Source organism: Meiothermus sp. Pnk-1 (genome assembly GCF_003226535.1).
In the GTDB taxonomy this organism is placed as follows: domain Bacteria; phylum Deinococcota; class Deinococci; order Deinococcales; family Thermaceae; genus Allomeiothermus.
Map to the genome: position 1 here is coordinate 409,451 of NZ_QKOB01000001.1, position 14,352 is coordinate 423,802.

Sequence of the window (14,352 nt, forward strand, 5' to 3'; positions counted from 1 at the left end):
CCGCCTTCGGTATACTCGGGCCATGCGGATCGTGCGCTTTGACCAGGGAAATTGGGGGGTGCTCGAGGGTGAGCACGTAATCGAGACCGATGGGCCCGGGGGCAACCCCACCGGGCGGCAATTCGAACTGCAAAGCGTCCGCCTGCGGGCCCCTGCCACCCCCAGCAAGATCGTCTGTGTAGGGCGGAACTACCTCGACCACATCCGGGAGATGGGAAACGACTTTGGGGATCTGCCCAAGGAGCCGGGCATCTTTCTCAAAGGGCCCAATACCCTGGCTGACCCCGACGAGGCGGTGCCCTACCCCCACTTCACCGAAAACCTGCACTATGAGGGCGAGCTAGCGGCGATCATCGGGCGGCGGATGAAAAACGTTTCCGAGGCCGAGGCCCTGGAGGGTGTGCTGGGCTATACCTGCGCCCTCGATCTCACCGCCCGGGACCGTCAAAAGACCGACTTGCAATGGGTGCGGGCCAAGGCTGCCGACAAGTTTCTGCCCCTGGGACCTTGGATCGAGACCCACCTGGATCCCCAAAATACCGTGTTGCGCACCTACGTCAACGGGGAGCTGCGCCAGGAGGCCCACACCAGCCTGATGATCTTCCCGGTGGCGAAGGTGCTGGCCTATGTCTCGGAGTTCATGACGCTGGAACCCGGGGACGTGCTCATCACCGGAACCCCCGAAGGGGTGGGACCCCTGCAGCGGGGGGACCGGGTAGAGGTGGCGATCGAGGGGGTGGGAACCCTACACACCCGCATCGTGTGATGCTTACGGGTAGAATCCGGTCATGGTTCAGCTCATCGATCTGCGCTACGGCAGGCCGCGCACCATCGCTTCGTACGTGCTCGAGGGCTCCGACGGCCCGGTGATCATAGAGACCGGCCCGGATTCCTGCTACCCCCGCCTGGTAGAAGGCTTAGCCCGCCTCGGTTATGAGCCCGCCGAGGTGCGGCGGGTCTTCGTGACCCACATTCACCTCGATCACGCCGGGGCGGCATGGCACTTCGCCCGGCACGGGGCCAAGATCTACGTGCACCCCCTAGGAGCCCCCCACCTCATCGATCCCAGCAAGCTTTGGGCCAGCGCCACCCGCATCTACGGGGATCAGACCGAGCCTTTGTGGGGCCGGGCCGAACCGATCGCGCCCGAGCAGGTGGTAGTGCTCGAGGATGGCCAGACGGTAAAGTTCGGCCCGCTCGAGATCCAAGCCCTCGAGACCCCCGGCCATGCCCCTCACCACTTCGCCTACCGGGTGGGGGATGCGGTGTTCACCGGGGACGTGGGGGGTGTGCGGATCGGGCAGGGACCGGTGCTGCCGCCCTGCCCACCGCCGGATATCCACGTCGAGCGGTGGCGGCAGTCCATCGCCCGCCTCCGCGGCCTGAACCCCGCTCGGCTCTACCTCACCCACTTCGGCGAGTACACCGACGCGTGGGAGCACCTCGACCGGCTCGAGGCCAAGCTGCTCGAGTACGCCGAGTGGATCAAAGACAAGCTGCGGCAGGGACTTAGTCAGGAGCAGATAGTTCCCCTTTTCGAGCGGATGCTGGGGGGCGACCTCGAGCGCTACGGGCTCGACGAGGAGGGCCTGGCCGATTACGAGAAGGCCGACCCGGCTTGGATGAGCGTGGCGGGCCTTTCGCGCTACTGGCAGAAGCATCACCCCGAAGCGCTGCGATGAGCGGCTTTCCCTTAGGTCGCCCAGCCCGGATCGCGGTCTTCGCCTCGGGGCGGGGGTCTAACCTGGAGGCCTTGCTCGAGGCTTTCCCCCCCGAGAACCCCTTGGGGCATATCGTGCTGGTGGTCTCCGACAAGGCCGAGGCGAAGGCGCTGGAAAAGGCGGTGCGGGCCGGGGTCGAAGCCGTGCACATCCCCTGGCCCAAAGGTGGGCGGGAGCAGTTCGAGCGGGCGGCCTTGCACCTCCTGGCTGAAAGGCGCGTGGATCTGGTGTTGTTGGCGGGCTTCATGCGGTTGTTGTCTCCAGCGTTCGTGGAACCCTGGATGGGCCGGATCCTCAACATCCACCCCTCGCTCTTGCCGAATTTTCCTGGCCTACGTGCGCAAAAACAGGCCCTCGAGGCCGGCGTCCAGGAGTCAGGCTGTACAGTGCACTTCGTGGACACCGGGATGGACACCGGCCCGATCGTCCTCCAGCGCCGGGTTCCGGTGTTCCCTGACGATACCGAGGAAACCCTCTCCGCCCGCATCCTAGCCGAGGAGCACCGGGCCTACCCGGAGGCCGTGTGGCGGGTGCTGATGGGGCAGGCGTAAGGTCCTACGTCGTACGTCAAACGTCAAACGTCATACGTCATACGTCATACGTCATACGAAGGGGTCGTCCCCCAGGTGCACGGAGCTTGCTCCGTCCCGATAGGGGATCGTCCCCTAGGTGTACGGAAAAAACCCCCGCGTTTAGCGTCTGGCGTTTTGCGTATTGCGTACGACGTAAGTCGTCTTTTTCGTACACCCTGAGGCTCCGAAACTCCCCCGTGCACTAGCCCTTGGGCGGCGCCGCATAGCGCAGCGCCCAGAGACCACCCAACACCAAGATGGCCAGAGTCACGCCCAAAAAGAGCTCTTGCGGCAGGTGTAGCGCCAGCTCAGGGCGCTGCAGCCAGGCTTCGCTGCCGTGATCCCAACCCTCTAGGCTCAGCTTAAGCCCAGCCCAACCTACCACCGCATAGGCCACCTGTTCGAGCCTGGGGTAGCGCTCCATCACCTGCACCATCCACCCGGCGGCCAGACGGATGAGCAAGATGCCCACCGCTACTCCGGTGAAGATCACCCAGAAGTTTTCGCTGAAAGCGATCACTACCAGCACCGAGTCCACCGCGAAGGCCAGGTCTATCACGTTGATCATCACCACAATGCGCCAAAACGACGTTGCTGCGGCCTGGACTGCTGCAGGGGTATCGGGCGGCGCTTGGGGGTTTGGGAGCTTGCGGAAGTGGTTGAACGCCAGGTAGATCAGGTAAAGCCCACCCAAGAGCTGGATCCACCAGATCTGGATAATTACCGTGGCGAACAACAGCGCTAGCCCCCGCAGCCCATAGGCTCCGATCAGCCCATACAGCAAAGCCCGCTGCCGCAGCTGCTCGGGCAGGGGCCGCACCATCACCGCCAGCACCATAGCGTTATCTACGGAGAGGATGGCCTCGAGCGCCACGATGACCAAGATGGCTAAGATCGCTTCGGTGAGTTCCACAGGTAAGGCTCTCCTTGAGGTGACAAAAGACAGGCTTGGCGCCGTGTTGGTCCTTTCCTATTTTGAAGGCTTCTCGGGGTCGGAGGCACCCTTGCCGATAGCATAAAAGCTCCCTAGGAGAAAGAGGATCCCGGTGACCCCTAGGAAAAAAGCTTGACTGAGGTGAATCCCCCACTCTCCGTGGTGGGCAATCTGCTCAACAAAGCCGTCCCAGCCCTCCAGGGCCAGTTTGAGCCCAGCCCAGCCCACCAGCAAAAAGGCCACCGACTCCATCGCCGGGTAGCGGTCCAAAAGCCGCACCAGCCAGCTTGCGGCCAACCAGATCAGGGCCATTCCGATGAAAGCCCCCCCTACCACCAACAGGTACTCTCGGGTCACCGCCACCACTACCAAGATCGAGTCAATGGAAAAAGCCAGGTTGACCAGGTTGAGTTGCAGCACCACCGGCCAAAACCCTGCCGCTAGGGGTGCCGAAGTTGGCCCGGCCTCCTCCGCCTTTGGCCTGAGTCGGAGGAAATGGTTGAGGGTCAGGTACATCAGGTACAGCCCTCCCAGCACCTCCACCCACCACAGCCGGATCAGGTACACCGCCAATGCGATGGCCACCGCCCGCAGGAAAAGCGCTCCGATCAAACCCCAGAACATCGCCCGAGGCCGCTGCTGCACGGGGAGAGGTCGCACGATCACCGCCAGCACCATGGCGTTGTCGGCAGACAGCAAGGCCTCGAGCGCAACGATGGTGAGGAGGATAGGGATGGCCACCGCCAAGTCCATAGCGCCTCACTATACGAGAAAAAAGCGACCTCGTCGCCTAATATCCGAACAAGAAGCGCAGCCCCGGAGCCAGCCCCTGCCGCCAGGTCATCCAGTTGTGTCCGCTCTTGCGCTCGTGGTAGGCGTGGGGGTACCCCTTGTCGGCCAGCATAGCCGCGAAGCGCCGGTTTGGGGCCAACAGCCACTCGATCTGCCCGGTTTCGCAATAAAAGCGTAGCGGCAAGCGCTCGGATTGGGCGTACCGCCCAGTAAGCCATTCGGGGGCGGTGTAGCGGTTCTCACTTCCCGGCTCGGCGGTAAGGCAGGCCGACTGGGTACCGACTTTTTGGAACTTGTCGGGGTTGCGCCAAGCGATCCAGGCCGAGACCAGCCCCCCCAGCGAGGCGCCCCACAGGGCTCGCTCGGGGGTTGGGCCGTACTGGGCTTCCACCGCAGGGAGTATCTCCTCGAGCAAAAACCTCTCGTAGCGTTCGTCAAAGGTGTACTCGCGGGCGCGGTCTTCCGGCTCGACAAATACCATCCGCACCGGCTGGATCTCGCCCCGCTGGCATAGAGCCTCGGCCACATCGGCAAACTGGGCCGTGCGGTAGTAGGCTACCCCGTCCTGCACATATAGGGTGGCCGATGGTGCGCGGGAGGGTTCGTAGACGTAGTAACGCCTGGGGCTTTGGTACACCTTGGACTCGAGCCGGTGGCGGTGTACCCCCTTGCCCTCGCCGTGCGGTAGGGGAGGGGCTTCGAATTGGAAACCCGGTAGCTCTATGGCTCGGGGGTACGTCCACCAAGGGTTCTGCGCCTTATGGGCATTGTCCGGGTCGGGGAAGGGCTGCCCCGATGCATCCATGAAGGCGTACTCGAGGTAGGCCCCAGCGGGGAACTCGAGCGTGATCGGCTTCGAGATCGGTATGGGTTTTTTGTCCCAGTCGGTAAAGTCGCCGATGAGAAAACGGGCCTGGGCGGGGGGAATGAAGGTCACGTAGCGGCCTTGAACCTCGACCATAGCCATCCTATGCTACCGGCCCAGCTTTTTCGCCACCAACTCCTGCACGAGCTGCGGGTTGGCCCGCCCCTGGGTTGCGCGCATCACCTGGCCTACGAAGAAGCCCATCAGCCCGGTTTTTCCGCTTCGATACGCCGCCACCTTGTCGGGGTACTCAGCCATCAGGCGCTCCAGGATCGGCTCGAGCGCCCCTGCCTCAGAAACCTGGCGTAGGCCTTTGGCTTCGACGATCTCTACCGGGTCGGCCCCGCTCTGCTGGGCCTCGGCCAGCACATCCTTGGCGATGCGGGTGTTGATGGTGCCGTCCTCGAGCAAGCGCACCAACCTCGCTAGGGCAGCCGGGGCAATCCGGATCCGCTCCTCGCGGATGGGCGCGCCCAGGTCGTTGACTACCCAACTGGCCAGCGCCGAAACCTCGCCATGCCGGGCGGCTTCGGACAGGTAAGCCGCGAGCTTTTCGTCGCGGGCCAGCACCAGGGCTTCGGCCTCCCCCACGCCCTGGGATTTGAGGCGCTCGAGCCTGTCCTGCTGCTCGGCGGTGAGGTCCGGCAGCTCTTTCTGGCCTTCGGCGCTTGGCGCTTGGCGCCGGGCGTCTGGCGTCTTGCGTTTTGCGTCTGGCGTCTTGCGTTCAGCCTCTTTGCCCCAGGTGTCCTTCAGGGTCACGATGCGGTTGAACACCAGCGCCTCGGGCCTCGAGTCCACCGGGTCGCGCCAGAAATAGCCGCTGCGCTCGAACTGGTAGCGGGTGTCGGCGGGGTCGCCCGCTATGCTGGGCTCGACGTAGCCGTGGGTGACCTCGAGGCTACGCGGGTTGACAAAGCGGAGGAAATCCCGGTCTTCGTGGGTTTCCTCTTCCTCCTCCTGCTCCTTGGCCTCGGCTTCGGGGTGGGGCACGCTGAAGAGCCGGTCGTAGAGCCGGAACTCTGCCGGCAGGGCGCGTGAGGCGCTGACCCAGTGGATCACCCCCTTGGCGCTGGCGCCCTCGTCCAGCAGTGTGCAGCGCAGTTCGACGACCTCTCCGGTTTCGCTGGTGATGAAACGCTCGCAGCGGATGACCCCCGCGCCGCGCAGCCGCACCGTCCCGCCGTGGGTAAGCCGCTTGAAGCCAGGGGGCGGATCCACGGCGAAATCATCTTGCTCGATGTAGAGCTCGCGGGTAAAAGGTACGGGCCGGGTGGCCTCCTCGGGCCTGACCCGCCGCCCGCCGGGCAGGGCCACCAGGCCGTCGGGCGACTCCTGCACTACGTCGTGAGGCCAGTAGGCCAGGTGCAGGGTCTGCTCGTAACCCTCGGGCAGGTTCTCCAGCACCACCTTCAGGGGGCGAGCCACGGCCATCACCCGCGGGGCACGGTGGTTGAGGTCGTCACGGATAGCGTGCTCGAGCAGACCGATGTCCACGGTGCGGTTGGTACGCGAGATGCCCACCTGCGAGGCAAAGCTGCGGATGGCCTCGGGGGTCACGCCCCGGCGGCGCTGCCCGGCCAGGGTGGGCATGCGCGGGTCGTCCCAGCCGCGCACGTAGCCACCTGCGACGAGCTTCTTCAGCTTGCGCTTGGAGACCACGGTGTACTCGAGGCTGCGCCGCCCGAACTCGTACTGGTGAGGGCGTGGAGTCTTGTCCAGAGGGGGGTGACCCCAGAGGTGGTCCATCAGCCAGTCGTAGATGGCCCGGTTGTCCACGAACTCTAAAGAGCACAGGCTGTGGGTCACGCCGTCGAGGGCGTCGGAGGTGGCTTGGGCAAAATCGTAGGAGGGGTAGATGCACCACTTCCTGCCGGTGCGGTAATGCTCGGCGTGGACGATGCGGTAAAGCACCGGGTCGCGCAGCTTCATGTTGGGGCTCGAAAGGTCGATCTTGGCCCTGAGCACGTGGGCCCCATTGGGGAACTCCCCCGCGCGCATGCGCTCGAAGAGCTCGAGGTTCTCCTCCACGCTGCGCTCGCGGTAGGGGCTGGGCGTGCCGGGCTTGTCCACACTGCCGCGCAGCCGGGCCATCTCCTCGGGGGAAACGCTGTCTACGTAGGCCTTGCCCATCTTGATGAGGCGAACGGCCATCTCGTAGAGCTGTTCGAAGTAGTCCGAGGCGAAGCTGATCCGGTCCCACTCCCAGCCCAGCCAGCGCATATCCTCTACGATCGAGTCCACGTACTCCTGGCTTTCGGTCTCGGGATTGGTATCGTCGAAGCGCAGCCGGCACACCCCGCCGTAGTCGTGGGCGAGGCCGAAGTCGATGTAGCTAGCGATGGCGTGGCCCAGGTGGGCGAACCCATTGGGCTCGGGGGGAAAGCGGGTTACGATCTGGCTATAGCGCCCGGTTTTGAGGTCATTCTCGATGATCTCGCTGATGAAATTGGGGTTGACCATGCGTTTTGCGGCTACGGAGGTGCCCATACGTATATGCGCAGCATACACCCCGGGCTTTTAAACGAAAGCGAGGCCGCTTGCTGGGCGGGGCTTGGACCCCCCAGTGTGCGGATCTCCTGGGCGCTGCGCTTGCGATGTGCGCTCCAAAAAGCCTAGACGTTGGGGTGGGCGATCCTAAACCTGGCGGCGACCGGTAAATAGCCCGACGATAAAGAGTACCACCCCGGCGATAAGCGCCCAGTAGATCAGAGTTCCGCCGATTTTGAGGATCAGCCCCAGCAGCCATATGAAGACCAAAATGCCAGCGATGTAGTACAACACGGACATCCAACACCTCATTTCCGGTACCGACCCGGTCCATCTGCCAGGGTAGGGGGTTGGCCGCTCTGGGGTGTGGGCGACCCCACATCCCGAAGGTAGGGCTGTGACGTCGTAGCCCCTAAGGGTAGCTCAGCTTGGGCTCAGCTATGGCTCAGGGCTTTGTCAGCCGAGGTGGTCAGCCTTAGTACGGGTACGTTGGTCGCGCTGACCTTACAGGGTTATTCCAAAGGGCACGCATACGGCCCGAAATGCCGTGAAAAGGAAGCGTATGATCGGGAGGAATTCGAACAAAGCCAAGGGGGTGCCCTCTTGGATTGGCTTCGGGCGCTTCGGCACTGGCCCAGCAGAACCCGATCTGCCCCAAGCTCCATGGGCGGGGCAGGGCTGATGGCAGACCGGGGGGACCGATCGTTACGATCAAGGGGTACGTTCCACATCGCCGATTTCCCAGGAGGCCGTAGATGCCCAGGGAACCCTCACAGCCTGAGGCCAAAGTTCCAATCGAGCTCGATGCCCGCTCGCTGCAACGGGTGCTTTTCAACGTAGTCTTTCTGGTCTTTTTCCTGATTTTCCTCAGCCGGGTGGCCGGTGAGGTCGCTGGCCCCCTCATCTTTATCCTGCTGGCGTCGGTACTGGCCATGGGCTTGAATCCCATCGTGGTAGCCCTGGAAAGCCGCTGGCGCATCCCACGCAAATGGGGGGCTTTGCTCGTAGTAGCGGGCATACTGCTGATTGTGATGGGATTTCTAGCGATTATACTGCCGCTATTTATCGCCCAGGGTGCCCATTTCTCCGAGACCCTGCCCAAGCTTCTCAGCACCCTGCAACACAACTTCCGCTCGCTGGCTGAGGAACACCCGCTCTTGGCCCCGCTCAGCCATAACCTACCTAAGCCGGATCTTGGCAAGTTCGTTGGGAATGAGGGCCTCTTGGGAGGGGTGCTCACCTTTGCCTCTTCCCTGGTTGGCCTAATCGCCTCCGCTGCGGCCCTACTGATCGTGGTGCTGTTCTTGCTGATGAGCCCCGAGCCTATTGTTAAAGGGCTCTTGAGCGGCATCCCCCCGCGTAACCGTCCACTCCTGGAAAAAACCCTGATTCGTATCGGATCCCAACTCGGCAAGTGGCTCTTTGCCATCCTGATCACCTCGGCCATCAAGGGGGCGTTGGTAGGGATCGGACTCAAACTGGTCGGCTTTGAAAACGCCCTGCTGTTTGGATTGGTAGCGGGATTTACCAACCCCATTCCCTTCCTAGGGCCCTGGATTGGGATTAGCCTTCCGGTATTGACCGCCGTTGCCGATGGCCACTGGGGGATGGCGGCGCTAGCTATTGTAGTGCTGCTGATCTCCGAACAGCTCGATAACAGCGTGCTCTCCCCGATGATCCTGGGGCGCACCATAGAGCTGCATCCGGCCTCTATGCTGCTGGGGGTACTGGTCTTCGGCACCTTTTTGGGTTTTGCCGGGATTTTCCTCACCGTGCCCATTGCAATTATCCTCAAGGCGCTTTACGAAGAGGTGTATCTAACCTCGCTCAACCGCCCCGAAGTGTCAGATGAGCAGGTTGCTCAGGTGGTGGCCGCCGGACAGGGCCAAAAAGAAGAAAAGCCTAAGCTCGAGGCTTAGGATACCCTGCAAGCTCCAAGCCGACAAAATCCAAGCGCGGCTAGCGCCAAAACCCAGCCGGCAAAGACCCACTGGCTTAGCCGGCGTGCCTGAAAAACCGCCGCGCAGAACTACGATCTGGCGGTTGGAAGAAATAAGCCCACTCGAGCGATCTAGGCTAGGGAATCGGCGGGGTAAGCTATCTTCCCCGGGCAACGGCCCAGAAGACATCCGGCAAGCCCCGCGGGCATAAACAACCGAAGCTGTCAGCGCCCGGCGAGGGGCCGAGGGTTGGCAAATAGTTGACCGCCAAGGTCACAGCGAGCGCTATGACGGCCAAAATCTGCACCCTCATGGCTTGCGCCGGGAGAGCAATTCATTCATCCAGTGGCGAAGGTTTTCCGGGGTCAGATATTCTTCCCGGATGATATCCATCGCCGCCTTGCCCAAAGCGCCCAGCCCTAAAGCCTCGATCCATCTACCGAGGCTGCTCGAGGGCTTCTTCAAGTGCGGCGCGGTGGGGGTGGGAATATACCCTGTAGCTTCCCCGTACGCCTCTGTGTCCTCGTTGGCGGGGGTGGGCTTGGCTCCTCCGCTTCCCAGCCGCCCCACGATAAAGCCTGCTAAAAGGGCCACCCCGAGCGCCTCGAGCGGCCGCTCGCGCACCGCTTGGATGGGCTTGTGTACGACCTCACCAAGTTGGGCCCCCACCTCTCGCGGAAGGCTGGTCACTTGGGCTTGCAGCTGGTGCACCGTATCCTGTACCCGCTCTTTGAGCCCGTCGGCGGTCTGGAGAAGCTTACCTTGTAGCTGGTCAGCGGTTTGGCCCAGCTCCTCCCCCGCCCGCTGGAAAGCCAACCTCAACCGCTCTTTGGCGGCTTCAACCTCCTGATCAGCGCTCGGGCGGGGTTTGGCCCTCATCTGAGACGCATCGCGTACCACAGGATCCCTCCCGCTATAAGCAGGGTCACCACCCCGATCAGCGCAGCAGCCCCGGCAGGGGGCAACCAGGTCAGAAGCTGAAGGTAGGCGGCCGCTACCAACCAGCCCACTGCCCCCAACATCAAAAGGCCCGCTGCCAGGACCAGAAAGACCGCTAGCAACAGGCCCTTGACGCTGGTACGAAGCCTATGGGCCTCGGCTTCGAGCAACTCGACGACCCCGATGACGACATCGGCCAGCGCGGACATGGTCTACCGACGGTCGAGGATCCGCGACAACACCAGCCCCAACCCAAAAGCCACCAGCAGACTCAGCAGGGGGCGTTCTTGAACCCGGGACTCGAGATCCGAAGCCGCCCGCTCCCCCTTCTCGCGCGCCGCATCCAGTGCGTCTTTGACCTGGCTGCCAAGCTGATCCCCGGTCTCCTTGAGGGCATGACCGAGCTCTTTGGCTTTGGAAGAGGCCGCCCCCTTGAGGCTTTCCATCAGGCTACGCACGTCCTCGCGCAGCGAGCGCAGATCGTCTTTCAAGGCCTGGAGATCGTCAGCAGCCCCGGAGTCATCCAGCGCCCGCTTTGCTTCATGCTTTACCCGGTCCACCGCTCCCTCGGCGGCCTCTTTCGCCTCGGCAAGTTTGTCCTCTATACGGTTGGCCATCGTTTACCTCCTGTTCAAGAGGCTAAGCAGCCACCCTGATGGTGGGCTGAGTCTGGGCTGGGATTGGCATGAGTGGACCCCGGCAAGGCAGAAAGTAAAGCGAGTCATTATGTTTTCATCATAATTTGGCACAATGATTTTGTGAAAAACGCGCTTGTCGAAAACCCCAAAAGCGCCATCCGGTTAGGCCCGGCCAGCATCCGCACCAGCCCAGACGGTCGCCTGAGCGCCCTCGATAGCCTGGCCGCGCTGGGGCTAAAGCCCGATCTCAAACAGCTTGACCTGCTGGTGCGCGAACATAGCTTGCCGATGGGCCAACATGACTTTGGCCACGGGCGCGAGCCAGCCTTCTCCTACGCCGAGTTTGTCCAGCTAGTTTTCGCCTTAGAGACTCCACAGGCGCAGCGTTTGCGGAGCAAAGCCCGCGACCTCTTCCGCCGCTATCTGGAGGGCGATGTCGGACTTGCCGCCGAGATTGCCGAACGTAGCCCATCAGCCGAGCACCGCCGCTGGCTCTCGGCGCGGCTGGAGAGCATCGAGTCGCGGAAACGCTTCATGGCTACTATAGCCAAGCATGGCGGACAGGGAGATATTTTCCGGCAGGTAAGCTCGCTCTCTAACCGCAGCGTGCTCAAGATGAGCGCTGCCGATTTCCGCAGAAAGCGCCGGGTCAAAAACACCCGTGACGGCATGAGCGCCGCTGAACTGCTCCGGCTCAGCTACCTCGAGAGCGCCACCGCCCGGCTCATCGAGAAGAGAAAAGTGCAAGGCAACGAGCAAATCCTCAAGCTGCACCGAGAGAACAGCGAGATCGAGCGCAAGCTGTGGGAGGAGTAGGCAGTTTGGCTCAGCTAGGGGTCAGGACCTCCTCAGAATGGGGTGGTTGTGTGGGTAGCGCATGTGGAGCTTGCTCCGGCAAACCCTGCAAGACTGGCGCAGCGACAATATTCCCTCCCAGGCCGCGGCACTGGCCTACTTTGCGGTGTTCTCGCTGGCGCCGCTTTTGGTCATCGTGCTCGCCGTGCTAGGTCTCGTCTACGATCAGGGCGAGGCCCGGCGCTACCTCCTCGAGGAACTGCGCAAGCTGTTGGGGGCAGAGGGGGCCGACCTCATCAGCAATATGCTCGAGGCCGCCAACAAGCGGGGCACCGGGGTGGTGGCCACGGCGGTGGGCCTGATGACCTTGTTTGTGGGAGCTACCGGGGTATTCCTCCATCTGCAACAGGCCCTGAACCTGATCTGGAAGGTGAAACCCAAGCCGCTGAGCTTCTGGCAGCAAATCCGGCTGCGCCTGATCTCCTTTGGCATGATCCTGGCGGTGGGGTTTTTGCTCCTGGTCTCGCTGGTGGCTAACGCCTTGCTGAGCGCCATCGGCAACAGCGTGACAGGGGTACTGGGGACAGGCTGGTTGTGGCGTGGGCTGGACTTCGTGGTCTCGCTGGGAATCATTACCTTGCTGTTCGCGCTGATCTACAAGTTCCTGCCCGATACGTTCATCGCCTGGCGAGACGTTTGGATCGGGGCCCTGGTCACCGCGCTTCTTTTTGATCTAGGGCGCTTTGCTATCGGCTTTTATCTCGGCAACAGCGTCACCGCCTCGGTGTACGGGGCAGCCGGGTCGCTGGTGGTTTTGTTGCTGTGGATTTACTACTCCGCACAGATCGTCCTCTTAGGGGCTGAATTTACCCAGGTCTATGCGCACCGTCGGGGCTCGAGGGCCCGCCTCCCTACAAAACCCCCCTCAGCTTGAACTCAGGCGCTTTACAGCCAAACTTTAGGCAACGCCTCTACACTTCCTGCTGGAGGTGAGCCATGGCAGACAAGATCAAAGAAGCCGTAAAGGCCGTCCGCTCCAAGGTTAATGAGGTGGCTGACCGGGTGCGGGCAGAGATCCACGAGGGCAAGGCCGAGACCACCGATAACCCGGTAGAGAAGGTGATCGAGAAGGGCAAGGCCGCCGTAGATCGGGCTAAGGCCAAAGCCCACGAGGAGGCCAGCAAAGATGCGGCCCAAAAAGCTCGCCGCTGATGGATCGGCAAAGAGTACGGGCGGTCAGTAGGCCGCCCGTACTTTGTGCTCGGCCTCGAGCGCGGCGCGGGTCTTGCTCAAGGCGGACTCGAGGAAGTAGGTGTCCTGCTGGAGCCGCTGGCAGCACTCATACAGCCACCTGGCGAGATCCTCCGCGGCGTAAGCTTCGCTCTGCCAAGCGCTGCACTGCGCTAGCTTTTGTTGATCCTGGTATTCATGGAGCAGATCCTGGGCCTCGCCCAGCAAGGCCAGCGGGTGAGCCGAGGGGGCGGTGGGATTCAGGGCCGGCTCCCTGAGCACCGGCACGAAGGTCGGACCCAAGAGCAGGCTCATCTGCTGCACTAGCTTTTCCAGCTCGAGCTTACGCCGCTTGCCGATCACTTCCAGCACCCGCACCAGCCGTTCCACCGCCCGTCCCTCGGGCTGCCCTGACAGGCCATGCAGCAAAACGCAAAGCCGCTGGGTCCGGGCCTGGAGCCGGACGCTCCCGGCGAGCTGCTGCGAGAGGGAGCGGGCTAGCTGCCGCCGCTGCTCGGCCTCGGGCAGGCTAGGGTCAGGGGGCTCGAAAACCAGCCTCTCCCTGCCTTCGTGCCGCCCAATGGACGCCTCGTGCACCGACCACACCGGGTTCGCGAGTTTATTCATGGGCACTCCTCGTAGACTAAGCCTCTCCGAGAGCGCTGAAGCCGTCCTGATCGGCTTCTGAGTTCCGGCTGAGCTTAGGGGCTTGGTGATCGCCAGCAGAGGGCGAGCCCGCGCGTTTCGCGCCCTACGACCTTCGGTACAAGCAACTTACCAGAGCCTCGGGGCTCTGGTAAGTGGGGCCCTGAACTTTACTTACGCCGTACGTCAGACGCGGGTTGTGGCGTACCGCCCCCGGAGAGCTCGTGCCGAAAAGTGAAGATTCCGCCTAGTCTTTGCGGGTAACCGAGGGGCCAGGCGAGGCCTCGGTGGGCCAGCCAGAGATGATCTCCCCCAGCTTTTCCAAATCCTGCTCGAGCATTTTCTGGGGGTCTTTGAAGAGGCTGGCGAACGCTTCCCCTATGGCTCCACCCGGGGGGGTGTACTCGACGTGCACGGTTACCCTCGAGCCGTCACCCTCCGGCACGACCTGGATATAGCCCTGGGTCTTAAGCGATCCCTCCAAGCTCTGCCAACCCAGGTGACGAGGAGGTTCGATGCGGGTGGTCACCGCCTTCCAGGTGACCGGGATGCCCAGCGGGCCGCGCAGGCGCCACACCGAGGTGCGGCCATCCTCCATCTCCACTTTCTCCACGTGGGACATAAACTGGTCGAAGTTTTCGTAATTGGAGATGTACTCCCAAACCCGCTGTTGGTCAGCAGGCACCTTGATGCTAGCTTCGGCTTTGTACATGTGCTTCCCCCTTTCTGCGCTCACCCTAGGAGAGGAAACTGACCGTGGCCTGTGGCATTTTTGAACTCTGGCTGAGTGGCCT

16 protein-coding genes and 1 pseudogene are annotated in these 14,352 nt (G+C 62.7%); 7 read left to right on the top strand and 10 right to left on the bottom strand.

The window, feature by feature from the left end; translation table 11 throughout:
* Positions 1-22 precede the first annotated feature (22 nt).
* From DNA98_RS02110 to purN, 3 genes and pseudogenes are all read left to right on the top strand, one after another.
* On the top strand, positions 23-766 hold the full coding sequence (locus DNA98_RS02110) for a fumarylacetoacetate hydrolase family protein (protein ID WP_110525104.1): 744 nt from the start codon (positions 23-25) through the stop codon (positions 764-766).
* Between the two features lie 22 nt (positions 767-788).
* Positions 789-1,682, top strand: coding sequence for an MBL fold metallo-hydrolase (locus DNA98_RS02115; protein ID WP_110525106.1), 894 nt, complete (start codon positions 789-791; stop codon positions 1,680-1,682).
* Positions 1,679-2,269 (top strand): annotated as a pseudogene (gene purN, locus DNA98_RS02120) (phosphoribosylglycinamide formyltransferase); the annotation flags it as partial. The gene DNA98_RS02115 and the pseudogene purN, both read left to right, overlap by 4 nt.
* A 226-nt stretch (positions 2,270-2,495) precedes the next feature.
* Here purN and DNA98_RS02125 read toward each other — a convergent pair.
* The 5 genes from DNA98_RS02125 to DNA98_RS17880 form a co-directional block, all read right to left on the bottom strand.
* Positions 2,496-3,206 carry a DUF475 domain-containing protein gene (locus DNA98_RS02125; RefSeq protein ID WP_110525110.1) on the bottom strand — a complete coding sequence of 237 codons (711 nt, stop codon included), beginning with the start codon at positions 3,204-3,206 and terminating at the stop codon, positions 2,496-2,498.
* 57 nt (positions 3,207-3,263) lie between these two features.
* Positions 3,264-3,980, bottom strand: coding sequence for a hypothetical protein (locus DNA98_RS02130; RefSeq protein ID WP_165363992.1), 717 nt, complete (start codon positions 3,978-3,980; stop codon positions 3,264-3,266).
* A gap of 37 nt (positions 3,981-4,017) precedes the next feature.
* Positions 4,018-4,980, bottom strand: a complete 963-nt coding sequence (locus tag DNA98_RS02135; RefSeq protein ID WP_110525112.1) for an alpha/beta hydrolase-fold protein — start codon at positions 4,978-4,980, stop codon at positions 4,018-4,020.
* 12 nt (positions 4,981-4,992) lie between these two features.
* Positions 4,993-7,371 carry a glutamine--tRNA ligase/YqeY domain fusion protein gene (locus DNA98_RS02140; RefSeq protein ID WP_110525114.1) on the bottom strand — a complete coding sequence of 793 codons (2,379 nt, stop codon included), beginning with the start codon at positions 7,369-7,371 and terminating at the stop codon, positions 4,993-4,995.
* Positions 7,372-7,518: 147 nt separating this feature from the next.
* A complete protein-coding gene (locus tag DNA98_RS17880; protein WP_165363994.1) occupies positions 7,519-7,671 on the bottom strand; it encodes a DUF5670 family protein in 153 nt (50 codons plus the stop codon).
* A 455-nt stretch (positions 7,672-8,126) separates the two neighbouring features.
* Between DNA98_RS17880 and DNA98_RS02145 the strand changes: the two genes are divergently transcribed.
* Positions 8,127-9,290: an AI-2E family transporter gene (locus tag DNA98_RS02145; protein WP_110525116.1), complete on the top strand. Its 1,164-nt coding sequence runs from the start codon at positions 8,127-8,129 to the stop codon at positions 9,288-9,290.
* A gap of 330 nt (positions 9,291-9,620) precedes the next feature.
* Here DNA98_RS02145 and DNA98_RS02150 read toward each other — a convergent pair whose 3' ends face one another.
* The 3 genes from DNA98_RS02150 to DNA98_RS02160 are packed head-to-tail and all read right to left on the bottom strand — an operon-like array spanning position 9,621 to position 10,867.
* Positions 9,621-10,190, bottom strand: a complete 570-nt coding sequence (locus DNA98_RS02150) for a YqjD family protein (RefSeq protein WP_110525118.1) — start codon at positions 10,188-10,190, stop codon at positions 9,621-9,623.
* Positions 10,187-10,459, bottom strand: coding sequence for a hypothetical protein (locus tag DNA98_RS02155; protein ID WP_110525120.1), 273 nt, complete (start codon positions 10,457-10,459; stop codon positions 10,187-10,189). The genes DNA98_RS02150 and DNA98_RS02155 overlap by 4 nt, the downstream gene beginning before the upstream one ends.
* A 3-nt stretch (positions 10,460-10,462) precedes the next feature.
* The gene (locus tag DNA98_RS02160; RefSeq protein ID WP_110525122.1) at positions 10,463-10,867 is read right to left on the bottom strand and encodes a YqjD family protein; all 405 of its coding nucleotides are present in this window, start codon (positions 10,865-10,867) and stop codon (positions 10,463-10,465) included.
* A gap of 141 nt (positions 10,868-11,008) precedes the next feature.
* On the opposite strand from DNA98_RS02160, the gene ddrC reads away from it, so the two are divergent.
* From ddrC to DNA98_RS02175, 3 genes are all read left to right on the top strand, one after another.
* Positions 11,009-11,704 carry a DNA damage response protein DdrC gene (ddrC, locus tag DNA98_RS02165; protein ID WP_199489345.1) on the top strand — a complete coding sequence of 232 codons (696 nt, stop codon included), beginning with the start codon at positions 11,009-11,011 and terminating at the stop codon, positions 11,702-11,704.
* A 61-nt stretch (positions 11,705-11,765) separates the two neighbouring features.
* On the top strand, positions 11,766-12,617 hold the full coding sequence (locus DNA98_RS02170) for a YihY/virulence factor BrkB family protein (protein ID WP_110525124.1): 852 nt from the start codon (positions 11,766-11,768) through the stop codon (positions 12,615-12,617).
* A gap of 62 nt (positions 12,618-12,679) precedes the next feature.
* A complete protein-coding gene (locus tag DNA98_RS02175; protein WP_110525126.1) occupies positions 12,680-12,895 on the top strand; it encodes a hypothetical protein in 216 nt (71 codons plus the stop codon).
* A gap of 24 nt (positions 12,896-12,919) precedes the next feature.
* On the opposite strand, the gene DNA98_RS02180 is transcribed toward DNA98_RS02175, so the two are convergent.
* Together DNA98_RS02180 and DNA98_RS02185 are read right to left on the bottom strand one after the other, a co-directional pair.
* A complete protein-coding gene (locus DNA98_RS02180; protein WP_129865665.1) occupies positions 12,920-13,540 on the bottom strand; it encodes a hypothetical protein in 621 nt (206 codons plus the stop codon).
* A gap of 265 nt (positions 13,541-13,805) precedes the next feature.
* The gene (locus DNA98_RS02185; RefSeq protein WP_110525130.1) at positions 13,806-14,270 is read right to left on the bottom strand and encodes an SRPBCC family protein; all 465 of its coding nucleotides are present in this window, start codon (positions 14,268-14,270) and stop codon (positions 13,806-13,808) included.
* Positions 14,271-14,352 lie beyond the last annotated feature (82 nt).